The organism is Pedobacter terrae, assembly GCF_900100705.1.
Classification (GTDB): domain Bacteria; phylum Bacteroidota; class Bacteroidia; order Sphingobacteriales; family Sphingobacteriaceae; genus Pedobacter; species Pedobacter terrae.
In genome coordinates this window covers 83,082-107,207 of record NZ_FNCH01000008.1, presented here as the reverse complement: position 1 = coordinate 107,207, position 24,126 = coordinate 83,082, and the positions used below count along the sequence as shown (strand labels likewise).

Here is a 24,126-nt window from a genome sequence, read left to right as displayed (position 1 = left end):
ATGAACAAAACGCACCAGAGTCATTTAAAAACAGGCACCTTGACGTTCATTTTATTGTTCTAATTCCTTAATGGTCAACTGTTTGTTTGTCTTTCTTATTACGAGGTTTAAGTTCGTAAGGTTTTCAAAATGGAAAATTAAATGTTTACTGATCATTGAAGTCCAAAATTTCTAGTTACATATTTTGCTCATAATCATTATCTTGTGTATTCTCCACTAACCAGAAAACAAATATCCCTGATGAAAAAGTCCCTTCCAATTTTTATGATTATCTGTATATTTTTCATAAATGCATCTGCTCAGGTTAATTTAAAAGCTTATAAAGCGAATGGAGCGACTGTTTCTGTCAGGCAAAAAGGATTGATGGTGAGTTGGCCGGTTGGCAATAAGGCGATTGGTAAAATGATTCTTGATCTGGAAAACGGGAAACCACTCTTTAACAGTTTGCAGATGGGTAAAAAAGGTGCATTAAAACTGGTAGCTGCAAATCTTGACCCCGTTTTTATTTTGCGGGTAGGTAAACGTACATTAAGTCCGGAAAGTGGGGGTTGGGATGTGTTTTTTGACCGTGTTCCTACCAGGCCATACACCACCAGTCTGGTCAAATTCGAAAAAGGAAATGCAAGTGTTTTCACACATGGTACACAAACAGTGGTCAAGATAGCGGGTTTACAATCTGAAAATTTTAGTGGTAGTTTAGAAATAATACTTTATAACGGAAGCCCTTTGTTTAATGTAGCTGCTGTAGTGTCTACGCAAAAGGATTCGACTGCTATTTTATACGATGCCGGATTGGTAAGCAAAAAAGAGATCTGGTCTACTGTAGCCTGGTCTGATGTAAAAGGTAATCTTCATGTCGAAAAGGCTGTTAAAACTGAAGGAAGTGAAAATCTGGAAGTGAAATATCGTACAGTGATCGGTGAAAATACCGGTGGCAGTTTAGCTGTTTTTCCTGCTCCACATCAGTATTTTTATCCATTAGATGAAGCTTTTAATCTTAAATTTACCTGGAAAGGGAGCGATTATTTAAACCTGATTCCAGATTTTGGGATTGGCATCCGTCAGGATCCTATAGGCGATAAACGTTATGTGCCCTGGTTTAATGCGCCTCCTAATACCCAACAACGCCTTAATTTTTTCTGTTTACTAAGCACGGGGAAAGCAGATGCGGTTTTAAATGAAGTAAAAAAGTTTACCCATAACGATACTTATGTGCCCTTAGCAGGCTATAAAACAATGGCAAGCCATTTCCACAATGAGTTTATTTCGGATGTAGTGTTAAGTGGGAAACCCGTCCCAGAGCAACCGGAATTTGTTGACGTATTAAAGAAAACAGGATTGAATATTGTGAAACTGGCCGAATTTCATGGACCAGGTCATCCTAAAGGACCAGATTCTACACGTTTAAAGGAATTAAATGCCTTATTTAAACAGACTAAAAGGCTATCTGACCCTAATTTTCTGTTGTTACCTGGAGAAGAAGCCAATAATTTTTATGGCGGACATTGGCTGGCATTTTTTCCTAAACCGATTTACTGGATCATGTCGAGGAAAAGTGACATGCCTTTCGAAAGCAAGGACCCTAAATATGGTAAAGTTTACCGGGTAAGTGATAAGGCCGAAATGCTTAAATTACTCGAACAGGAACATGGCTTAGCCTGGACTGCCCATGCCCGAACAAAAGCTTCAACAGGTTATCCGGATAAATATAAGGAAGAGGATTTTTTTAAATCGGAAACTTTTATGGGCGCAGCCTGGAAAGCAATTCCGGGCGATCTTTCTTTACCCACTTTAGGTAAAAGGGTATTAAATCTGATGGACGATATGGCTAATTGGGGTTTAAAGAAACATATTATCTCAGAGGCAGACATCTTTACCATTACGGAACAAAATGAAATGTATGCACACCTCAACGTAAATTATTTACAACTGGATCAAGTGCCTAACTATGCTGATGGCTGGCAACCGGTTTTAGATGTCATGCAGAAAGGAAAGTTTTTCGTTTCAACAGGTGAGGTATTAATTCCGGGCTTTAATGTTGATGGAAAAGGTGCAGGCGAAACTTTGCAAGTTAACCATAGTGGAAAAGCAAAGATAAATATGCAACTCAACTGGACCTTCCCTTTAAGTTTTGCTGAAATTGTATCAGGAGATGGCAAAAAAGTATACCGTAAACAGCTAAATTTAAATACGACGCAGGCCTTTGGTAAAAAGGATTTTAGCTGGCAGATTGATTTAAAAGGCCGTAAATGGGTGAGGGTAGAGGTTTGGGATATTGCCACCAATGGTGCATTTACGCAGATGGTGTGGTTGGAGTAGTTTGCTGTTACACCAGGCTACCAGAGAATCTTTAGGTGATGAAAAAGGTTGTGATCTGCAGGCTAAATTAAGTTTGTGTATTCATTACATGTAATCTGATTACGGAACGATTTTCACTGCATTCTGAATGAAAATAAGCAAATTTATTTGTGCGCTTGTCTTGTTATCTATTTTTAGACAATTCATTCAAAAAAATGCTAAAAACTAAATCATTTACTTAATACTGTAATAATTAGTAATTGTTTTTATATCTTCGTTTTATAAATGTCTTTAAGACGTTTATTTAACCAAATGTTATCAGTATGCTGTTTGGCTAGTTTTAATCATCAAGCCGATGGTGTATTAAACCTTTAATTGTATGAGCATTCAACCATTTACCAGTCATTTATTATTCTGGGGATAATTAGCCGGTTTAAGGCGAGAAAACCGATTACTTAGTGTCGCAGTTTGTTAAACGTTATCCTAATCTTTACCAGCTGCTTTCAATTATACTTGTTATGAAGATATTTTTAAAAATGAAAAAAATAATTACTGCCCTTGTGTTTACCGCCTTATACGGAACTGTTTTCGGGCAAACTGCCTTGCAGCCATTTAGTTTATCGGAAGTCCGCTTGCTTGCTGGGCCTTTTAAACAGGCACAGGAAACAGATAAGAAATATATACTGTCGCTGGACGCGGATAGGCTTTTGGCGCCATATTTAAGGGAAGCAGGGTTAAAACCTAAAGCAGCATCTTACGGGAATTGGGAAAATACAGGTTTAGATGGGCATATCGGTGGACATTATTTGTCGGCACTTTCTTTAATGTATGCTGCTACCGGTGATACCAAGGTTAAGGAGCGGATAGATTATATGATTGCCGAGTTGGATAAATGTCAGCGCCAAAATGGCGATGGTTATCTGGCCGGGATTCCGGGAGGCAAGGAAATCTGGAAAGAGATTAAAGCTGGAAACATCAAATCATCCAGTTTTTCATTAAATGGAAAATGGGTGCCCTTGTACAATATCCATAAAATTTATGCAGGGTTGTACGATGCATACGCAGTTGCAGGCAATGCAAAAGCGAAGCAGATGCTGATCAAATTAACAGATTGGTGTATAGATGTGGTCTCCAATTTGTCTGATCAACAAGTACAGGAATTATTAAAGAGTGAACATGGTGGATTAAATGAAGTTTTCGCGCATGTTTATGCGATAACAGGTAACCAGAAATACCTTAAACTGGCAAAACGGTTTTCAGACCAGTCTATCCTAAATCCACTATTAAAAAATACGGATGCCCTGAACGGTTTACATGCCAATACGCAGATTCCTAAAGTGATTGGTTTTGAACAGATTGCTTTATTGGATAAGGATCCTGCCTGGGCAGATGCTGCTGCGTTCTTTTGGAAAACGGTAGTGGAACATAGAACAGTAGCCATTGGCGGAAATAGCGTTAGAGAGCATTTTCATCCCGCTAATGACTTTTCTTCGATGACAGAATCGCGCGAAGGACCTGAAACCTGCAACTCTTACAACATGTTAAAGTTGACCAAAGAACTGTTTTTAGCTGCTCCTTCCAATACTTATCTCGATTATTACGAACGTACACTTTATAACCATATTCTTTCATCACAAAGGCCAGATGGTGGTTTTGTCTATTTTACACCCATGCGGCCAGGACATTACCGTACTTATTCAAATCCACAGGAAAGTTTCTGGTGCTGTGTAGGTTCGGGATTGGAAAACCATGGCAAATATGGAGAATTGATTTATGCACACCGTGCGAATGATGTATTTGTGAATCTTTTTATCCCTTCAACCTTAAACTGGAAAGAAAAAGGCATCCAGCTTACACAACAAACCCTTTTTCCCGATGCTGAACAAACCACAATCAAGCTTCAATTGAAAAGTAAACAACGTTTTGCCTTACATTTCCGTCAGCCTGCGTGGGTAGAACAAGGAAAAATGACTGTACTGGTAAACGGAAAAAAGGTAATGACTAAAAGTGATGCAAATGGTTATGCCAGTATCGATCGAACCTGGAATACGGGCGATGTGGTTAATATTTCCCTGCCTATGCATACCACTACGGAGTTTATGCCAGATGGTTCTGATTGGGTAGCCTTTATGCGCGGGCCGATTGTACTTGCCGCGGAGATAGATACGCTAAACCAACCTAATTTAACCGCTGATGGCAGTAGAATGGGGCATATTGCTTCTGGTGCTTTATTTCCGATCAGCGAGGCACCATTGGTTACCGGACCTAAAAATACACTTGCCAATGAAATTACGTTGACCGATAAAAAGAGTTTAACTTTCAGTGCCCAAAATGCGATCTATCAACCCAGATACAAAACCTTAAAAATGGTTCCTTTTTACACCCTCGCCGAAAAACGGTATGTGGTTTATTTTCCTTATAGCAGTGAACAGGCCTTGCCAGAACGGGCAAAAGCAATTAAATTGGCTGAAGAAGAAAAGATGAAGATTGAACAGAAAACCGTAGACCTGGTTAATCCCGGAGAGCAGCAACCAGAATCTGATCACAATTTTAAAGGCGAACAAACTGATAATGGAACCTACCAGGAAAGGCATTTTAGAAACGGGAAGGCATGGTTTAGTTATGTGCTTAAAAACAAAGACTTAGCTGGGAATAAGCTCAGTTTAACCTATTTTGGAAAAGAAAAGGACAAAAACTTCACTATCCTGATCAATGGGACTAAAATTGAAAATGTAAAGTTAGATGGAAGCAAGGGAAATGTTTTTTATACGCAGGAGTATCAGATTCCAAAAGCGTTGTTAAAAGCAGAATTAGAAGTAAAATTTGTTGCCGATCAGGGATCGGCTATTGCCAATATTTATGAAGTAAGATTGGTGAGATAGGGGACTGATTTTCGTGATCTTATTCCGTGGTCTGTGCTCCCACAGATCACTATTGTTATTCAAATCCGTCATCCTGAACTTGTTTCAGGATCTACAGGTCAGGTTTCGAAGTTAATGTATTCAACTAAAAGGATACTGAAATAAGTTCAGTAAAATATGCAGAGAAATTTATTTTGATTCGAATGCAGATTGTGATTTTTTACCTAATCTTTGGCCTGCTTTTTCGATATCTTTTAAATTTGTTTCACCACTTGCAAGCTCAAGTAATTCCTTTTGCATATTTAATTTGGCGACGAATTTCATCAGACGTAACTTTTTTTCCTTTGAGCCAGAAAAGTTAAGTTTAAGGTATTGCTGAATAAACGTCGAAAATGAATCAATTAGTTGTTCTTTTTTAGCAACATATGATTGACTTTTATATTCGCCATTTATAAAAAACGAATCAAACATTATTTTCGTTATTTCATGTAATTCTTCATTATCAATCTGATTTGTTTTTTTTACTGCTTGTAATGTTGTCATCTTATACTTCCTCCATCGTTATAACCGTTTGGCTGGGTTCTTCTACAATCTCTAATATATTGAAAGATCTACCAGACTTAAACAAAACTTCCTTTTCGTTCGGTGGATTATGTTTACCAAATTTACTGATTTTTTCAATTTCTTTTCCTGTTTTTGAATATATGACAAATTTGGTGTTTTTTCCAAATGCTAGGGCCGTTAACTCCGATTTTGTAGCTGATATAAATGTGTATTCGGTTATAGGGACGCCTTCTTTTTCTGCTTTTAAATATTTTTCCAGTTCAAAAGCATTTAAGTCTGCACATCTGAATACCTGCCCTTCATAGTTATCTATTTTCGTTAATGAATTATTTAGTACAGAAGCAAACTCATTACTTTTCATCCCTTTTGAAGACCTCAGCAATTCATTAACATTTTCATAGCCATCTTCTGTATATTTATAAATAATAGCCTTTTCATATACGGTTAGATTAGGGAACTCTATGTTCCTATCGCTATTCTGTATACAATCAATATCACGACTTAAATGTTTTCTTGCGTATTGTTCTGCTTTGGTCAAATGATAATTGGACTTTGTTTACACTAACATACCAAAATTACAAGTAATATTATAATTGAAAATCATCTTGTATTTAAAATGGAGCTATTTCTTGATTCATGGAGTACGAGTATCATTCGATTGATTGACAAGTATATATAAATACTGAAACAAGTCTGTATGATGTGCAAGAGTCTTTATTTGGACAGAAAGCTACGCTGTAAAACAAGTTCAGCAGGACGTTTGGATGAGTATTTGTCCTCCTGAACTTGTTTCAGGATCTGTTTAAAAAGGTTATGCTGCTTTAAGAGATTGTGCGTCAGCATTAAAAAGCCCCAATAACAATCATCCAAAAAAGCATATTAATTTTTTTATGAATCAGGATAAGGTTTTAAACTTTCTCGTCCTGATTAAATTACTTTAATTCCAGAACCACAACAGATTGAGCTGGTAACTCTACTTTTAATGAATTGCCTGATTTTTTTGCACCCGTAAATTTTGCATTGTGCACTTTGTTCAAATCGTTAAATGTATTTACGTCAGTTAGCTTAGCCGAGGTTAAAATTTGTCCTGTAACTGTGCTCCATTTTAGGCCATCTAAAACCGTACTCAGTGCAATTTTTTTGTTAGGATCTAAATTAACCAATGAAATATGAATGGCACCACTGGCGTCCTGCGAAGCAGAAACATTTAAAGCCGGTATTTTTTGACCACCTACAACATAATCAGGACTAGTGAATGCAATGGGTAAATACTTGGCATCCTGGTGTACTTTGTAAAGATCGAAAACATGATAAGTAGGGGTAAGGATCATCTTATCTTTTTCGGTTAGTATTAAAGCCTGTAAAACATTCACTGTTTGCGCCAGGTTGGCCATTTTTACACGGTCAGAATGGTTATTGAAGATATTTAAGGTCGTTCCTGCAATTAAAGCATCGCGTAAACTATTCTGTTGGTACAAGAAACCAGGATTGGTTCCAGGTTCCACATCTGTCCAGATTCCCCATTCATCAACCACTAAAGCAACTTTCTTTTTAGGATCGTATTTATCCATTATCGCGGAGTGTTTGCTTACCAGTTCTTCCATATGCAGGCAGTTTTTCATGGTCGAAAAGTATTGTGCTTCATCAAATTTGGTAGCTGACCCTTTTTTGCCCCAGTTTCCTGTAGGGATGGTGTAATAGTGTAAAGTTAATCCCCACATTTGGTCGCCAATATTTTTCATACAGGTTTCAGTCCAGTTGTAATCACCTGAATTGGCTCCACTGGCAATTCTTTTTAGCGGAGCACCCGGATAGTTGCGTGCATAAGTAGCATACCTGCGGTAAAGATCAGAATAATAAGCAGGGGTCATGTTGCCACCGCAACCCCAGCTTTCGTTACCTACACCCCAGAAAGAAACTTTCCATGGTTTTTCTCTACCGTTTTGACTGCGGATGGCGGTCATTGGGCTTACGCCATCAAAATTTAGATATTCTACCCATTTGGCCATTTCCTCAACTGTTCCGCTACCTACATTTCCGGCAATATAAGGTTCACAATCCAGCATTTGGCAGAGGTCTAAAAACTCGTGTGTACCAAAGCTATTGTCTTCTGTTACGCCGCCCCAATTGGTATTTACCATTTTTGGGCGCTGGTTCCTCGGACCAATGCCATCTCTCCAATGGTATTCATCAGCAAAACAACCTCCCGGCCAGCGTAAGTTCGGAACTTTTATCTTTTTTAAAGCATCTACAATATCTAAACGGATTCTTCCTTTATTAGGAATATTCGAATTTTCATCCACCCAAAAGCCATCGTAAATACAGCGGCCTAAATGTTCTGAAAAATGACCGTAAATGTGTTTGCTCACCACTTGATCGCCTGCAGGTTTAATGGTTAGCTGGGTTTCGTTTTGTGCATGCACTAAAATAGAGCTGCAGAATAGGGCTGCAGATAAGAGAAGTTTTTTCATCATGATCTCGTTAAATCTATTGGTTAAATGGAATTTTGATTACGTTAAAAGAGTAAGGTTTTAACGCAATATTTAATTTTTTGCCTTTGAGGTTGATCGTGCTTTTTTTCGGACTTACCGCTTCAGGGTTTTCAAAAGAATTAACCTGAGTGAGGTTGCTGTTTGCTATTTCCTCATTGGTCGCCTTACTTTTTAATTTCATTTTCCCTTCAAGGTCAAAATCGATTTGCTGCGATTGATTGGAGTTGTTGGCGATTTTAATAATGAGCTCTTTTTTTGCCTGATCGGTTACGGCAGAGGCATAAAGGCCATCCTGACCGATAATGTTCTTCTCATCAAGCGTAATTGCAACTACATCCGTCCCTTTATTGGTAGAAAACTGTTTCTGAACATAATAATCTGGGGTACCATAGGATTTCAGGTTATCTACCCAGATCATATCGGGCGCCCATTGCCAGGCATCAATATTAGCGAAAAGCGGGGCATAAGAGGCCATTTGTACTACATCGGCATTGCGCTCCAAACCTGTCATTAACGAAGCCGAAGCTAATGCACTTTGCCAGTTGTTACGGTTACTTCCAACTATACTATTGTCTGCATGTACCGCATATTCGCCAACAAAAACCTTCGATCCGTTTCTCGGATAGTTATCGTAACGGCCGGCGTTTTTTAAAAACCAATCGGCAGATCGGTAATAGTGTTCGTCAATAAAGTCAGCATTATTGCTTCTTAAAGTAGTATTCAATAAGTTAAAGCGATCTCCTTCAGGATCCGTTCCAGAACTGTTGATCAGTTTAAAATCAGGATATTTTGCTTTGATGGCTTTGGTGAAAATGGCTAACCTTTCCAGGTATTGTGGTCCCCAGTTTTCATTTCCAACACCCATCATTTTTAAATTGAAAGGTTTCGGGTGACCTAAATCGGCGCGCACTTTACCCCATTTGGTGGTTACATCGCCATTGGCAAATTCAATCAAATCTAAGGCATCCTGTACATAAGGATCCAGTTCATCAAGAGAAGCTACTTCAGCAGAGTTAAACTGGCAAGCCATACCGCAATTTAATATCGGCAGCGCATCTGAGCCTATATCTTCAGCCAGTTGGAAATATTCGAAAAAGCCCAAACCGAAACTTTGAAAATAATCCGGCGCAGCACGGTTTGCAAATTCAGTATTCCAGCGGTTAATAATCAGTTGCCTGTCTTCAATCGGGCCAATGGTTTTTTTCCATTGGTAACGGTTGGCCAGGTCGGTTCCTTCTACAATACAGCCGCCCGGAAAACGGATAAAACCAGGTTTCATATCGGCCAGTAACTGCACCATATCTGCCCTTAATCCTTGCGGACGGTTTTTCCAGGTATCGCCAGGGAAAAGGCTAATCATGTCCAGATCGATGTTTCCTCTGCCCTGAAACATAATGGAAAATTTAGCTTTTGGATCAGTTTCCGTAGCGGTAAAACTTGCTGACTGTTTTTTCCAGTCGCTACCGGTTTGGTTAGGTGTTAAAGTTCCCTGTCCGATAACTTTATTGTTTGCATCTTTTAACATCAGCACCATTTTAACACCTGGGGCTGATTGTCGGTACATTAATGAAAAATCGTAGCGCAATCCTTTTTTTACACCAATACCTTTAAACCCCTCATTTATGAGTTCAAAATCGTCGGTTTGTTTTTTTATTTGTAGATACCTGGGATTGGCAGTATTTACCTCTTTTCGGTTTACCACCAATATTTCGCCTTCCTGTTGCTTTTTCCGTTGAATTGTCCAGCCCATTAAAGGTTTGGTAAATTCGAAAGAGCGGTTTTTAATGAGTTCGGCATAAATACCACCATCGGCACCAAAGTTAATATCCTCGAAAAAAACACCCCACATATTCGGCTGCACTTTTGCAATACTTTGGTTTGTTTTAACTTTAATTACTTTTGCAGTTTGGGCCTGCACTGCGGTAGTGTATCCAATTCCAATAGCAGCATACGCAATACATGCCGAAAAGATACTTTTTATAGGGTAATTTAATTTCATACGGGTTTATACTTGGAAGATTCTTAAAGTAAAAGTAAAATATTTAAAATAATAAACGTTATAAGAACATTTATTTTTTTTTCTTTGGTCGTTTTATCAGTAAATTCTACAATCTTAGTATTTGGGAATATAAGGTAGCCAATAGAAATTGATATGTTAAAAGCATTTAAATTTTTTTATCATGTATGGTAGGGTAAAATTTTGACAATTAGGAAGGCACCTAGTGTGTAGTATTGGTGTTTTGAACAAAGTTTTGTACATCCTGCAACCTTAACAATGAAAAGCTGTTTTGGCCATTTAGCCACGGTTGCAGCGATACCCTGCAGCAACGAGGTACGAGGCAGCGAAGCGTATAAGCGGAAAACGGGAAGAAATTTATTGTTTTGTACAAGCCATGCGCTCCTATTAATAACAATATGTATAGCTAAGGTCTGTGTCCTCACAGATCAAAAAAATATTTAGGAGTGATCTGTGGAGACACAGACCATGAGATTAGAAAAATGCATCGTTATTCCGTGCTTTCCGTGGCAAAAAGCAAAATACTACTCATCCAATTTTAATCATGTTACGCCTTGTCGGGCTAATTCCATTTCAAAAGCATCGCCGTAGGCGTTAAATTTCATGGCGTTACGCATCCAAAAGAAAAAAAGGACAGACCATCCGGTACTGTCCTTACATCATTAACTAAAATTAAAATCAACGCTTTTGTTCCTATCTGTCTTAGTGGAAAGCGTTTAAACCACTTTTTAAGAATTTTCGATAATTAGCTATTTCATAATCAGCACCTTGTGGTGGTGCCAATAGTGTTTCTGTTTTTGGATCTAGCAGTACATAAAACGGCTGCGAATTAGACTGGAATTTCCTGGCCTGCAGGTCACTCCATTTTTTGCCAATGGTGGTGAGCTTTTTCCCTTCGGGCGTAATGGTTACATCAGCAGGTGCCAGTTCTGTTTTATCATCCACATACAGCTGAATCAATACATAATCATTACTGATCATTTTATATACGTCTTTATCTGGCCAAACATTGGCTTCCATTTTTCTGCAGTTTACGCAGGCATGGCCGGTAAAATCAATTAATACAGGTTTATTCAGTTTTTTAGCTGCAGCTAAACCTTCATCATAATCGAAATAGGCATTGAGCTTTAACGGCGCATGAAATTTATCTGCGTATTTGTGCGGACCATCAATTGTTGTGGTCTGTTTTCCGCCTAATAAACTGGTGGTATACAGATCGAAATCCTGCGTTTCCTGCGGTGGAAGAAAAGCAGAAATACTCTTTAATGGCGCCCCCCACATTCCGGGGATTAAGTAAATGGTAAAAGCCAATACTATCGTAGCGAGAAAAAGTCTCGGTACGGAGATAAATGCCAATGGACTATCGTGCGAAAACTTTAGTTTACCCAAAAGATAAATGCCCATCATCCCGAAAATAACAATCCACAGGCTTAGGAATATTTCGCGGTCAAACCATTCCCAATGGTAGGCCAGGTCTACATTGCTCAAGAATTTTAAGGCAAAAGCAAGTTCAAGAAATCCAAGCACCACCTTAACACTGTTTAACCAACCACCAGATTTTGGCAGTTTGTTCATGGCAGAAGGAAATAGCGCAAACAAGGCAAAAGGAATAGCCAATGCTAATGAAAATCCAAACATGCCAATCGCTGGGCCTAACAAAGCACCAGTTGTAGCCGCCTGTACCAATAGGGTACCGATAATTGGGCCAGTGCAAGAGAAAGATACTAGAGCCAGGGTTCCAGCCATAAAAAATAACCCTGCAATACCGCCTTTATCCGAATTGGCATCCATTTTATTTACCCATGAAGAGGGCAGGGTAATTTCGAAAGCCCCTAAAAATGAAGCTGCGAAAGCAATAAGCAATAAGAAGAAAAAGAAATTAAAGATCCCATTGGTAGATAAGCTGTTTAAAGCATCGGCTCCAAAAATTACGGTCACCAGAAGTCCGAGTACCACATAAATGAGGATAATAAAAAAACCATATAATGCTGCCCGTTGAAAAGCTTTTCCTTTTTCTGAACCTTTAGTGAAAAAACTTACTGTAAGGGGCAACATGGGGAAGATGCAAGGCATCAACAAAGCAGCTAAACCGCCAATAAAGCCTGCAATAAAAATCCCCCATAAGGTTTTGTGTCCTTCTTTTGATGGTGTAACGGTTTGTTTAACAGTAGTGGCTACTCCGACTGCTGTTTTAACGACCGTATCTGTCGCTTTAATTGTACTATCAGGCGTTTCAGGCTTAATCTCTGTAAATGTAAGGTCATCGGTGCCAGTGCTGTCTTGTGCATAGCCGTTTAAGGATATGGCACCGAAGAACAGCAAACCGAGACAGATTTTTTTTAAGGGTATCATATGCTTGGTTACGCTATTATTTTACAGGAACACTAAAGTCGATCTGTTCTGGCGGCAAACATTGTTTATCATCGCATACCATAAATTCTACACTGCCTTTAACGGTTGCGGTTTTACCTTTCAACTTTACTTTTTGTTGAAATACTACTGATTTTTCGAAATAGCTCACATCCATTTTGAAAGTAGATTCGAATTTGGTTATCGCTTTTGGTTCGATTGTTTTTCCAACCAGGGTATAAGCAGCTGCTGCTGGAAAGGTAAAGGTTGTTTTAACAGGGCCTCCATCTTTAACAAATTGCGAGTAAAGGTGCCAACCCTGATCTATAGTGGCTTTAATGAAAACAGTAGCGGTATTTGGACCGGTTTTTTTCGCAGCGTAACTCCAGGTTACCGGTTTTAAAATCTGGCTGTATGCACTTAGGTTGATCAGGCATACGGTGCATAATAAAAAGATGATTTTTTTCATGTTGTGGTTATTGGTTATGGTGGTTAGTGTAATCTGCTAAAGGCCTGATAATCCAGAAAATCTACTTCAGGGGTAATGTATCCTGCTCTAACGGGTTCCTGCTTCATTAAATCGGTACTTAAATATTTTTTGTTGCTATCAGAAAAGATGGTCACAACACAGCTGCCGATTCCCATTTTTTGCTGTTGTTTGATGGCACCAATCACATTGGCTCCTGATGATATACCTACAGCTAAACCAAGTTTTTCTGCCAGTTTTTGCGCCATGAGTATGGCATCGCCATCGTTTACCTGTACCACTTCATCCAGTTCGCTCAGTTGAACAATTTCGGGAATGAACTCATCAGAAATACCCTGAATTCTATGGCTGCCCACTTTATAGCCCGTGGTTAAAGTAGGTGACTCTGCAGGCTCCAGCGGATGTATTTTAATATCAGCATTTTGCTTTCTTAAAAAGTTGCCTACACCCATGATGGTTCCTCCGGTGCCTACACCGGCAACAAAAGCATCGGGCGATATGTTTTTCAATTGCAATTGCCCCCAGATTTCCTTCCCTGTAGTATGTTCGTGTGCTTCCGGATTGGCCAGGTTTTCGAACTGTTTTGGTAAAAAGATATTTGTGTCTTTTGTGGCCATTTCTTCTGCAAGTTTAATGCTGCCAATAAATCCGCCTTCTTCTTTGCTCACCAAAATAATTTCAGCACCTAAACTTTTGATAATGTCCATGCGCTCTTTACTCAACCAGTTGGGCATAATAATAGTTACCGGATGACCTAAAGCTTTACCTATTGCTGCAAATGCTATACCGGTGTTGCCGCTGGTAGCCTCAACTATACGATCGCCAGCTTTGATTTTACCCTCAGCATAAGCTTTTTTAAGGGTGTAAAGTGCCATCCTGTCTTTAATACTGCCGGTTAGGTTGTAGTGTTCACATTTAACATAAATTTTACCTATACTCCCCTGGTAGGTATAAGTAAGCTCCAGCATTGGGGTATTGCCAACCAGGAGTGATAAATGTTCAAATTTTCCCATATTGGAAGTTGTAAATTCATTAGCTGTTAATGCTTTCATGGAGGTTTTTTAAATCAATTAAAGTAAATTTTTAATTAATTAAATTTCGGTAAAACTCCGTATTATTCTTATTTGTGTCAACAGAAGTCTTTTTTTTCATAAATTTTCTGTTTTTTTGATGAGTTATTAATTTTTATTTCAGTTTGGGTGGTTTTTTTTAAGGTCAATTATATTTTTTTTCATTCATCAGCGAACATGATACACGGAGATTTAGATCAGGTTGATACCGAAATATTAAAATTGTTGCAGCATGATGCTGCTTTAACGCATAAAGAGATATCGTTGAAGCTGCATAAATCGATAGCAACCATACATGAGCGTATAAGACGATTAAAGGAACAGGGCTATATTAAAAGAATAGTGGCGATTCTTGATCGGAAAAAAATAAACAGAAACCTGATTGCTTTCTCGCATGTGTTGTTGAAAGAGCATACGGCTAAAACCCTGATCGAATTTGAAACGGAGGTTTCGAAGTTTGGGGAAGTAATGGAATGCCTGCAAATGACGGGGGCGCATGATTTTATTTTGCGTATTGCCACAAAAGATATGGATGCCTACCACGAGTTTCTACGGAATAAACTGGCTACACTGCCCAATATTACGACTGTTCAGAGCTATTTTGTACTTTCCGAACCGAAGAGTGAAACCGCTTATCCGCTGTAGGGGGATTGGTTCATTAGCCATTGGTATATTGGTCAATAGTTTACCGGCATTTTTTTCCTTAAAGTTGTCGTCATTTCGAGCGGAGTGCAACGCAGTCGAGAAATCTATCAGGATAGATCTCTCTGCCGAACATTAGATACTGCGCTTTAGTCTTTGGGATGACAACACTTTTTTCGGATTGTATCAATGATAATCGGGTGCAAAGCAGTCCGAAAATCTTTGTAGATAGATTTCTCCCCGCCCGCACAGGCGGGCATTTCGCCACCGAGTAAAAACGGCAGGCTTCAGTCGAAAGGACGATTTTATTTATGAATAATCCAAAGAAATTACAAGTACATTTTTATTAGCGGGTTAGCTGTTGAATCTTTTCAAATTGAAAGCTGTGGCACCAATAATAGCTGTCGTTAGCAAGGATACCGAAAGTATATTCATCCATATGGTTGGAACCTCTTGCCGGTTATATTTCTGTAGTTTGTAGTCATTAATATCCGTATCGTTAACGGATTGATTAAGAAAAATGGCCGGATAAAAATGTAAGCGGATTTGTTCATGGTATCTTCTAACCGCCTGTTGAAAGCTAAGATGTGTATCGAGATCTGATCCCGCCATTTTATTGACCCCGAGCTGCGTTTGTATGGTGGGAAAGAACAAGGCAAAAATATTCGTAAAATACTGCCTGCTGGCCAATTTCTTTTCGATAGCCAACCTGCTTGCCCCGGCCTGGTCATCGCCCATTTGCTGCATAGCGTAATACCAATACCAGCTAAATGTTTTCTTCTCTGGAAAAGGATATTTCTTTAGTTGCGGATAATGTTTAAAAAAGGGTTTCATGGTTACTTCTTTGGCCATATCCCATTTTTCATGATAGCCTTCGCGTTGGTTAATTACATTTTGCAACGCCTCAGGTACCGGGTAATTCCGCGTTAGAAAAAGATTAAACGAAGCCGGAATTACAATACAAAGGAGTACCCATATAGCTATTAGCGCCGATGCATTAAAATTCGACGATTTGGCTAGAGAAACGATGAAAAATGAAAGGGCAAACCAAAAAGTCAGATAAAGTAAAATAAGTACAGTAACCGAAAGGAAAGTTAAATCTGGCCGTAGTGTTAAATAAAACATCGCTACAAATAACAGCAATAGTGCAACACTGAAAATTACCACCACCCTAACTAAAAATTTTTGCCAGATAACCTGGAAAGATTGGTTGGTTTGTGCCCTTAAAAGTGACCAAATGCCACTTTCCTTTTGTTCGGAAAGGAGATTGTATGTAAAGGCAATAATGACCAGGGGGAACAAAAATATAAACACGAAACTAAGATCCATATTGCCCAAAAGCAGGCTAACCGGATTATTGATATCGGTATCATAAAGCTGGCCTTCAAGGCCCAACATGGTTACCGAAATTAAATAAGGATTGATATCGCGCTGCCCGTTGGCAAAAGCCGCCCAATGATCAGGAGCGTTGGCCAGCGTAAACTTATTATGAAAAAATACCAGGCCAATATCATCGCCAAAATGATCGATATTGTTAAGGGTATTTTTCTTTTGCAATGTTGCTGCTTTTTCAATTACAGCCTGTTGCTTAGCGATGAAGGCTTTGCCAAAATACAGGCCGGCAAAACCTGTTATCAGGAGTACAAAGATCCCAATCCAGGAAGAGCTGCTTCTAAAAAACAATTTAAATTCGAGATGATATCTATTTTTTTTCATGCGTATTTTATATCGTTTTAATCCATCTGGTTGAATATTGGAGCAAAATCACCGTAAACAATAACCAGAAGGTTAAAGCGCTTAGCGCTAATAGCTCATTCGACAAAACAGTATCTAATGTTTTAAAATGGTAGTTAAAATCGGGTTGTTCTGCCCAGTTGGCCTTACTGATGGCTAACGGTTTTTCTTCATCTCCGGGTTTAATGTTGCTGATTTTCTCAATCTGGAGTTTATTCATCTTTTGCGCGAGTTGATAGCGGTAAGTTTCTGCCTGGTGCTGAAAATCGACGAAAGTATTAAAATCAGATGCCGTTAAAGCCATCGAAATATTTTTCAGCGATAAATAAGGGTTTAAGAAACCCGTAATTGTAGTCAAGCTGTTCTGTTTTTCGAAAATTTTGTTCAGTTCATTTTGATGTTTACTGTAAATTTTTGAGGTAATCTTTTCGCCCTCGGCCATAATATAACCACCATAGTTAAAAGGGAGCTTTTTAACATCATCCACAGCGTAAGCCTTCAGTAGCGAATCTTTAATGGCCGCATAATGTGGGTCGTTAGGATCATGGCTATCGCCCTGCTGGTGAACGTCTGCCGCAATGGCATCGGCAAATTCTATTTTGGATGGTGAAGGATGAATTTTTACACCAACCGCCTGGGTAACGCGTGGCATAATAACCATGAAAAATATCCAGCAGGCCAATAAAGTAATCAAAGCCGATTTAGAACTGCGGGCAAATGCCGAAACCAAAACGGTAATGGCCGATATAACGAAAAAATAGATGGCATAAGTTAAAACCAGAAGTAACAGGCGTAAAGCCGAATCTATACTGATTTGCCAATGACTTAACGATGCCCATAACAAGATGGTAAGCAGGATGAGCGGAATAAATATAGAAAGGCAAACGCTGATAATACCTATTGTTTTACCCCAAAGGAGTTGTTTCCAGCTTACATCCTGGCATAACAGGATTTTTAAGGTGCCCGATTCGCGTTCGGCCGATATACTGTTATAACCCAAAAAGAAAATAAGTAAAGGTACCAGCAGTTGTAATACCATGGCTACACTAATTTCGCCAAAGCTTAACATACCGTTTGTAAAACCGGCTTCACTAAAATTAACGGTATTCTGTTTATGTGCCTCTAAAAAAATGGAGACTCCCGCAAAACTTTCTATGCCAAAATCGAAGAAACTGAGTTCGTGTTTTTCACGAAAGGCGAGGTAACCATAGTGCGCCATCCTGTGAGGATGTTTATCTGGTTTGGCTAACCATTGCGCCCTTACCAGTGCTTTATAATGGAGCCGTTGATTATTTTGCATTTTAAAATTTTGCCAGCCTACATAAGTAGCCAGACAGAGCGATAAACCGAGTAAAAGGGTTAGGGCCAAGGTGGCACTATTGTTAAAGGCGGCTTTAAATGTTTGTTTTGCAATAGTGTTTATTCTATTAGACATTATATTCTATAGGTTACGTTAAACATTACATTTCTTGGTGTACCAGGGAAAAGGCGCAGGTAGTTTTGTGCACCTACCCAATAGGTTTTGTTTAAGATGTTGTTCATGTTTACGGCCAATTGTACCTTTGAGCCTGCCGGCGAATAATAAACTGCTGCATCTACGAGGGTATAGGCCGGAAGCGTGAAATCTCTAATGTACAGCGGAAGTTTAGTGCCGCTATATTGTAAACCCGTACCAAAACCAAGTCCTCTAAGCTTTTGGGCTTCAAAGTTATAACGCATCCATAAACTGGCACTGTGTTTTGGGGTGTTCTGCACCCGCTGACCGATTAAAGCCAGGTTAAAATCATCCTTAATAATGGCATCTACATAGCTATAACCTGCATTAAACTGCCAGTTCTGTCTGATGAAACCTGAAGCTTCGAATTCGAAACCACGGCTGTGTTGTGCGCCACGTTCGATTAAACGGTTTACATCTAAAGGATCGTTTGCATTCATCAATAAGTTTTTCTGATTAATTTCAAAAACCGAAACATTTACCATCAGGTTTTTATTCAGCCATTCAGATTTCGCACCAATTTCCTTCAAATCACTTGTTAGGGGTTTAAAATTTGAACCTGCTGGCGGCGGAACAATTACCAGAGTTGAAGTATTGCCCTGCGGTTGGTAACCTTGTAAATAAGTTCCATAAAGGTTAATATTCGTGGTTACAGCATAGGTTAGCCCAACTCTTGGCAAGAGTTTATGTTGATAAATTTTCTTCTGGGTCGCCAGTTCGTAATTGCTGTAATCTTCGTACCATTCCTGTCTCAGGCCCAGGACTAAGGCAAGCTTCTCATATTGGATTTGATCCTGAAAATAAACGGCATTAACTAAATTGTAGGCTGGCGGGATCTCAGTTTTGGTAAAAATATAATCGCTTAAATTTTTAATCGTATAACTTGGGTTAGCAAGGTTAAAATGCTCTACATTGGGCACAGGCGCATTTATACCATTTACCGTTTTAAATAAATAGAGGTCCTTTTTTGTTGGATCATATCTGCTGGCAATGGTACCATCTTTTAAGCGGTAACCCTGTGCCGCATTTTCGCCGCCACCACGCAGTTTTTGCGTATTGATCCGGTCGTAGCCGATTACCATTTTATGGTTTAAGTGAAAAGTGTTGGCGTTTATACTGAAATAGGTGCTTAAATTATCGGTACTCCACTTTTGCTGACGTTGAACTGCCCGCATAGCCGCAAGGGTAGGGATTGGCTGATTGTTTTCATCAACGCCAAAAGCATTGGTGGTACGATGTTCCAATAGATCTTCATTCCAGTTTTGCTTCATATAAGCCACATTAAATACAATATCCTGGTTAAAACGATGAGAAAAATTGGTCATTAACATTAAATCCTGACTGTTAAAACGGTCGTTGCTGGCACCCATATTGAAACTGATCGGTGTGCTTTTTAAATCGGTTTGCCCGGCGATGGCGCCAAAAATAGCTTGTCCGCGGTCTAATCTAGAATTGCTGTTGTTCATTACAACCTCTACATTTAAACTGGTACGATCATTCGGGATGTACGAAAAGGAAGGTGCAATGATATAACCCTTTCTAAATTGCAGGTCTCTAAAACTTTTGCTGTCTTCATAGCCAAGGTTAAGTCGGTAAAGCAATGTTTTGTCCGCATTTAAGGGGCCTGTAAAATCTAATGCGCCGCGTACTGTACCAAAACTTCCGGCTGAGATGCTGATCTCCTTACGGTCTTCAGTCAGCGGCTTTTTTGTTACCAGGTTGATACTTCCCCCCGGATCTACACTCGAAAAAGTAGCACTTGCCGGACCTTTTATTACTTCGATCCGTTCGAGGTTATTGGTTAAGGGCTGGTTAAAATAATATTGATGGGTACGCATGCCATTAATAATAGCACCTTCTTCGTTCTGATTAATTCCCCTGATGGAGAATTGATTATAATAACTGCTTTGCGATACACTGGTTACGTTTTTGATGGCGTCAGCTAGTACAGCAGCCTGCCTATCGGCAATTAATTCTTTCGAAACCGAAGAAATAGCCTGTGGAATGTCTTTGTTCAAAGTAGCCGTTTTCGTAGCCGAGAAAGAATAATTACCATAATATTTCTTGCCATTGGTGCCTACAACTTCAACAGTTTGTAGTTCTTCATTCGAAGGTTGCAATACAATGGCATCAAGATTTAAATCGCCTGTTTGATTTATAGGATATATGCGGCTAAAACTGCTATAACCGATGGCACTAACGGTTGCAGTATAACTAGCCGTTTTTGGCAAAATGAGTGAAAAATTCCCTAACGAATCGCTCATCGTATTTAATTGATCTTTGCCATTTTTAAATTTAATGGTGGCTTTATAAATGCTTTGATCCTGGGCATTGATCACCTTTCCGCTTACCTTAATTTGCGCAATGGCCTGCATGTTAAAAAGATTGAGCAAGAAGAGCAAAAAAATTGTAGCGGCACCAGAAAGTGCCTTATATTTTGGGTACATGAAATGGATTTGGTTATATGGTCTGTAAGTATAATTCCTGCAGGTCGTTTGCGCTAATCTCGCTTGCTTTAAGGGTATGGATCAATTCGCCCTGTTTCATAATGCCGATGTGCGAGCCTACATTTACGGCGTTAAAAATGTCGTGCGTAGCCATTAAGATGGATTTACCTTCGGCAGCCAATTGTTTTACCAATTGGGTAAACTCTGCTGTTGCTTTTGGATCTAAACCACTGGTGGGCTCATCCATTAAAATGATTTTCGCATTTTTAGCCAGGGCAATCGCAATACCTACTTTTTGGCGCATCCCCTTACTAAAGCCAGATAGATGTTTATGATGAGCTGATTCTTGTAAACCGCATTGAGTTAGAAAATCAGTCAAACTTTTAGTGCCATAATTAAAACCTGCCAGTTTCGAAAAGTAATCGAGGTTTTCTATGGCCGAAAGGTTGCCATAAAGCATCACTACCTCAGGGATGTAGGCCAGGTGTTTGCGGCGTTCGTGATCATGCGCATCCAGTTCTTTCCCATCGATTAAAATTTGACCCGCACTTGGTTCAATAAAACCGAGAAATAAATTAATAGTAGTCGTTTTTCCGGCACCATTTTGACCTAAAAGGCAAAATACTTCGCCAGCTTTAACGGTCAAATTAAGTTGGTTTAGAGCACAGTAAGCTCCGTAATTTTTAGATAATGAAATAGCTTGAAGCATAGAATATAATAATATAGGTGCATGCCGGGAACAGCTGCATATTAAACAAAATAATTTGTCGGATAAAATAAGATAAAATAAACCTGGTTTTGAGATTAGGCCATCAAACTTGGCGGCCCTTTGTTGCTATAAGATAAAATATAAGCAACAGGTTGTTTAATGAAGTAAATACAAGGTTTAATACCTGGTTTATTTATGGGTAAAAGAAATGCGGGCGGTGCAGGGCGATAGAAGAAATGCGAATGATGTTTCAGCACTTCGCAGAGTTTACAGGTTAACTTTGCCGAAATAAGTTGTGCATTGTATTTTGAATGCGATGTATGGTGTGATGCATCTTTCGCTGCGTGGTGGTGCAGACTTTCTATCAAGTTCGCATTGAGCAACACCGCCAATAACAATACTGCCCATATGCGGGAAAAAATTTCGCGGCGATATTTATACTTCGAATGCTTCAATGCAACAAAGTTACATTTAATAAATTAAAATCAAATGTTTTAATAGAATTGGTTGTAAGACTGATGTTTAAACACTTATAATCAGTATACAAAAATGGAACTACGGCGGTAGTTAAAATGAAATGGCTCCGTGCAGACACGAACCATGGCTATGAATATTTTCAATTCAGTGTCGTCACCTGATCCGATAGCTATCGGATTTATTTCAGGGTCTATTTGTGGTGTCTGATGTTACCATCTGACACGAAAAAATGTTGTATTGATATAGTTAGTTGTTGAATATCAAACTTTATCATTCTATTTTTTTTGGAAAGCAATACCAGTGGTGCCTCGGTTACGGTAGTCCTGCTCTTTGCTTAATCCCGGTAGATTAGTTGGTAAATGAAATAACAATTAAACCGCGATAACGCTGTCGATCGCCCGCCTGCAACGGGTAGGGGTTTAGTTAACAAAGGTTTCGTTTTATCTATCCCTGCGTTTATTCTGATCAATTACACGGTCTGCGGGGACACAGACCACGGCGGTAGTTAAAATGAAATGGTTCGTGCATACACGAACCACGGCTATGGAAATAGTGAAATCTTCCGTGTCAGTCCGTGTTTCCGTGGCAAAATACATGCAACTTAAGATCTGTGGTGTCTGATGTTTCCATCTGATACGAAAGCAATTAATACGGGATAACCCCAAAAAAAGGCTTTAAATAACATTTTACTATATCAGTTAATGATCCGGCTTAACCTTCAGTTAACATGAGCACTCTTTCTTTGTTCTGCATTGCCTGATAATTGCTTTTAACATGACCAAAACCATTAGCGTACTCGTATTTATTCTTCTTTTCATCTCTAACGTAAAGGCAGGGGAAGACAGATTTGAATCGATTATTGTATTGAATCAAAAAGATCCGACTATTGCCCTGGCCCGACTGAAAAAAATATACGCTAAAGCTATTGATGACAATAATGAACTGTTAGAAGGCAAATGTTTGCAGCAGATGGGGAAAATCTGTTATACGCAAGGTCATTTTAGTCAGTCTTTAGAGTTCTTTTTAAAAGCCGATAAAATATTTGGTAATACCAATCAACCGCTGCTCATGGCTGCTAACCTTAATGATGCCGGTGTGCTTTATTATTATATGAAGCAGAAAGATAAGGCCATGCATAGCTATCGTAAAGCCATTGGCCTTTATAAAAGATTGAATAATTTAACCGGACAGGTAACGGTATTGGGTAATATTGGTCAGCTGTACGAAAAAAGGCAGCGTTACGATAGTGCATTTTACTATCAAAAACTGGCTTTAAAAATAAACGAAAAACTTAACAATAAAAGTGAATCTGCCAAAATACACGAAAACCTGGGCAGTATTTATGAAGATCTGGAGCGTTACGATTCTGCTTATGTACATTTTAAACAGTCACTGGATCTATATCAAAAAGATCATAATAAACTGGGAAGTATTGAAGTCATTAACAATTTAGGCGATATTTTGCGTAAAACCGGTCGGTACAAGGAAAGTATTGTGCAAACCCAAACGGCACTAAAACTTGCCGAAAAGATGGGTAATGTTTATCAGTTAAGTTCTTGCTGCAGAGACTTGGGTAAGGCCTATGAGCTATTAAATAATATGGACAGCGCCTACCACTATGGAAAACTCGGCTATAAATATACCATTGATCTGTATTCGGTAGATGGTGCAAGGCAGGCTGCATTTCTGCAGGTGCTTTATGATATCAATAAAAAATCGGATGAAATTATTAAACTGAAAAATGACAGGAAGATAAACCGGATTATTGCTTTCTCTTCTTCCATTGTATTGATATTATTGGTTGTTTTGGGTTTTGTTATGTTCAGCAGACAACGTCTGAAGTTAAAAGATCAACAGATGCTGGCAAAGCAGCAGGCCATAGAACACGATATGACGAGCCTCGAACTCAAAAATCTTCAGCTCGAAGAACAAAATCTGAAACAATTGCTGGAGGTTAAAAGCAGGGAGTTATCTACTCATACTTTAAATCTGATCAAGCATAATCAGTTTTTAGAAAATTTGAGAAGTACACTACAAGCGATGGTGAAGGAGGACAAGCGCGATCAGAAAAAGCAAATGAACCAGATCCTCACTGAGATTAACCAGAGCTTTAATCACGAACGTAACTGGAAGGAATTTACGCTGGCTTTCGAACAGGTGCACCATCAATTTCTCGAAAACCTTAAAAAATACAGCCATGAGCTTACTTCAGCAGATATGCGCTTAATTGCACTGTTGAAAATGAATCTTGATTCAGCCGATATCGCCACCTTGCTCGGTATATCAACAGATAGCTTAAGAGTATCGAGATATAGGTTGAGAAAAAAACTAAACCTGGCTCAGGGCGATAATTTATCAGCATTTATCCAGACATTATAATCGTTACATCAGCTTTTTTATTTTGTTCATTTTCTACACTTTCTAGTGCTTAACAATTTGTTAATGTAACGGTAATAAAAGCATAACGGCGTTTTTATTTATCCT

At 39.0% G+C, this 24,126-nt stretch carries 16 protein-coding genes; 4 read left to right on the top strand and 12 right to left on the bottom strand.

Annotated features, from left to right (window positions below; translation table 11 throughout):
- The first annotated feature begins 240 nt into the window (after window positions 1-240).
- The gene (locus tag BLR60_RS11930; RefSeq protein WP_090500072.1) at window positions 241-2,319 is read left to right on the top strand and encodes a CehA/McbA family metallohydrolase domain-containing protein; all 2,079 of its coding nucleotides are present in this window, start codon (window positions 241-243) and stop codon (window positions 2,317-2,319) included.
- Window positions 2,320-2,834: 515 nt separating this feature from the next.
- Window positions 2,835-5,180, top strand: coding sequence for a glycoside hydrolase family 127 protein (locus BLR60_RS11925; RefSeq protein WP_090500307.1), 2,346 nt, complete (start codon window positions 2,835-2,837; stop codon window positions 5,178-5,180).
- A gap of 168 nt (window positions 5,181-5,348) precedes the next feature.
- Here BLR60_RS11925 and BLR60_RS11920 read toward each other — a convergent pair whose 3' ends face one another.
- From BLR60_RS11920 to BLR60_RS11890, 7 genes are all read right to left on the bottom strand, one after another.
- A complete protein-coding gene (locus BLR60_RS11920; RefSeq protein ID WP_090500070.1) occupies window positions 5,349-5,702 on the bottom strand; it encodes a hypothetical protein in 354 nt (117 codons plus the stop codon).
- A gap of 1 nt (window position 5,703) precedes the next feature.
- On the bottom strand, window positions 5,704-6,261 hold the full coding sequence (locus BLR60_RS11915) for an ADP-ribosyltransferase (protein ID WP_090500067.1): 558 nt from the start codon (window positions 6,259-6,261) through the stop codon (window positions 5,704-5,706).
- 394 nt (window positions 6,262-6,655) lie between these two features.
- Window positions 6,656-8,197 (bottom strand): alpha-N-arabinofuranosidase, encoded by a 1,542-nt coding sequence (locus tag BLR60_RS11910; protein ID WP_244155645.1) that lies wholly within the window; start codon window positions 8,195-8,197, stop codon window positions 6,656-6,658.
- Window positions 8,198-8,210: 13 nt separating this feature from the next.
- Window positions 8,211-10,214 carry an alpha-L-arabinofuranosidase C-terminal domain-containing protein gene (locus BLR60_RS11905; RefSeq protein ID WP_090500063.1) on the bottom strand — a complete coding sequence of 668 codons (2,004 nt, stop codon included), beginning with the start codon at window positions 10,212-10,214 and terminating at the stop codon, window positions 8,211-8,213.
- A 720-nt stretch (window positions 10,215-10,934) separates the two neighbouring features.
- A complete protein-coding gene (locus BLR60_RS11900; RefSeq protein ID WP_090500061.1) occupies window positions 10,935-12,584 on the bottom strand; it encodes a protein-disulfide reductase DsbD family protein in 1,650 nt (549 codons plus the stop codon).
- Between the two features lie 16 nt (window positions 12,585-12,600).
- On the bottom strand, window positions 12,601-13,050 hold the full coding sequence (locus tag BLR60_RS11895) for a protein-disulfide reductase DsbD domain-containing protein (protein WP_090500059.1): 450 nt from the start codon (window positions 13,048-13,050) through the stop codon (window positions 12,601-12,603).
- A gap of 23 nt (window positions 13,051-13,073) precedes the next feature.
- On the bottom strand, window positions 13,074-14,120 hold the full coding sequence (locus BLR60_RS11890) for a PLP-dependent cysteine synthase family protein (protein ID WP_090500057.1): 1,047 nt from the start codon (window positions 14,118-14,120) through the stop codon (window positions 13,074-13,076).
- Window positions 14,121-14,315: 195 nt separating this feature from the next.
- Between BLR60_RS11890 and BLR60_RS11885 the strand changes: the two genes are divergently transcribed.
- Window positions 14,316-14,783, top strand: coding sequence for an Lrp/AsnC family transcriptional regulator (locus tag BLR60_RS11885; RefSeq protein ID WP_090500055.1), 468 nt, complete (start codon window positions 14,316-14,318; stop codon window positions 14,781-14,783).
- A 351-nt stretch (window positions 14,784-15,134) separates the two neighbouring features.
- Here BLR60_RS11885 and BLR60_RS11880 read toward each other — a convergent pair whose 3' ends face one another.
- The 5 genes from BLR60_RS11880 to BLR60_RS11860 form a co-directional block, all read right to left on the bottom strand.
- Window positions 15,135-16,496, bottom strand: a complete 1,362-nt coding sequence (locus tag BLR60_RS11880; protein WP_090500052.1) for a DUF3526 domain-containing protein — start codon at window positions 16,494-16,496, stop codon at window positions 15,135-15,137.
- A gap of 7 nt (window positions 16,497-16,503) precedes the next feature.
- On the bottom strand, window positions 16,504-17,949 hold the full coding sequence (locus BLR60_RS11875; RefSeq protein ID WP_090500049.1) for an ABC transporter permease: 1,446 nt from the start codon (window positions 17,947-17,949) through the stop codon (window positions 16,504-16,506).
- Window positions 17,949-20,456, bottom strand: coding sequence for a TonB-dependent siderophore receptor (locus tag BLR60_RS11870; RefSeq protein WP_090500047.1), 2,508 nt, complete (start codon window positions 20,454-20,456; stop codon window positions 17,949-17,951). Before BLR60_RS11870 ends, BLR60_RS11875 begins: the two co-directional genes overlap by 1 nt.
- A 13-nt stretch (window positions 20,457-20,469) precedes the next feature.
- A complete protein-coding gene (locus BLR60_RS11865; RefSeq protein WP_090500044.1) occupies window positions 20,470-21,165 on the bottom strand; it encodes an ABC transporter ATP-binding protein in 696 nt (231 codons plus the stop codon).
- Between the two features lie 95 nt (window positions 21,166-21,260).
- Window positions 21,261-21,620: a hypothetical protein gene (locus tag BLR60_RS11860; protein ID WP_090500043.1), complete on the bottom strand. Its 360-nt coding sequence runs from the start codon at window positions 21,618-21,620 to the stop codon at window positions 21,261-21,263.
- A gap of 796 nt (window positions 21,621-22,416) precedes the next feature.
- Here BLR60_RS11860 and BLR60_RS11855 point away from each other — a divergent pair.
- On the top strand, window positions 22,417-24,021 hold the full coding sequence (locus BLR60_RS11855; protein ID WP_090500040.1) for a tetratricopeptide repeat protein: 1,605 nt from the start codon (window positions 22,417-22,419) through the stop codon (window positions 24,019-24,021).
- Window positions 24,022-24,126: the final 105 nt, after the last annotated feature.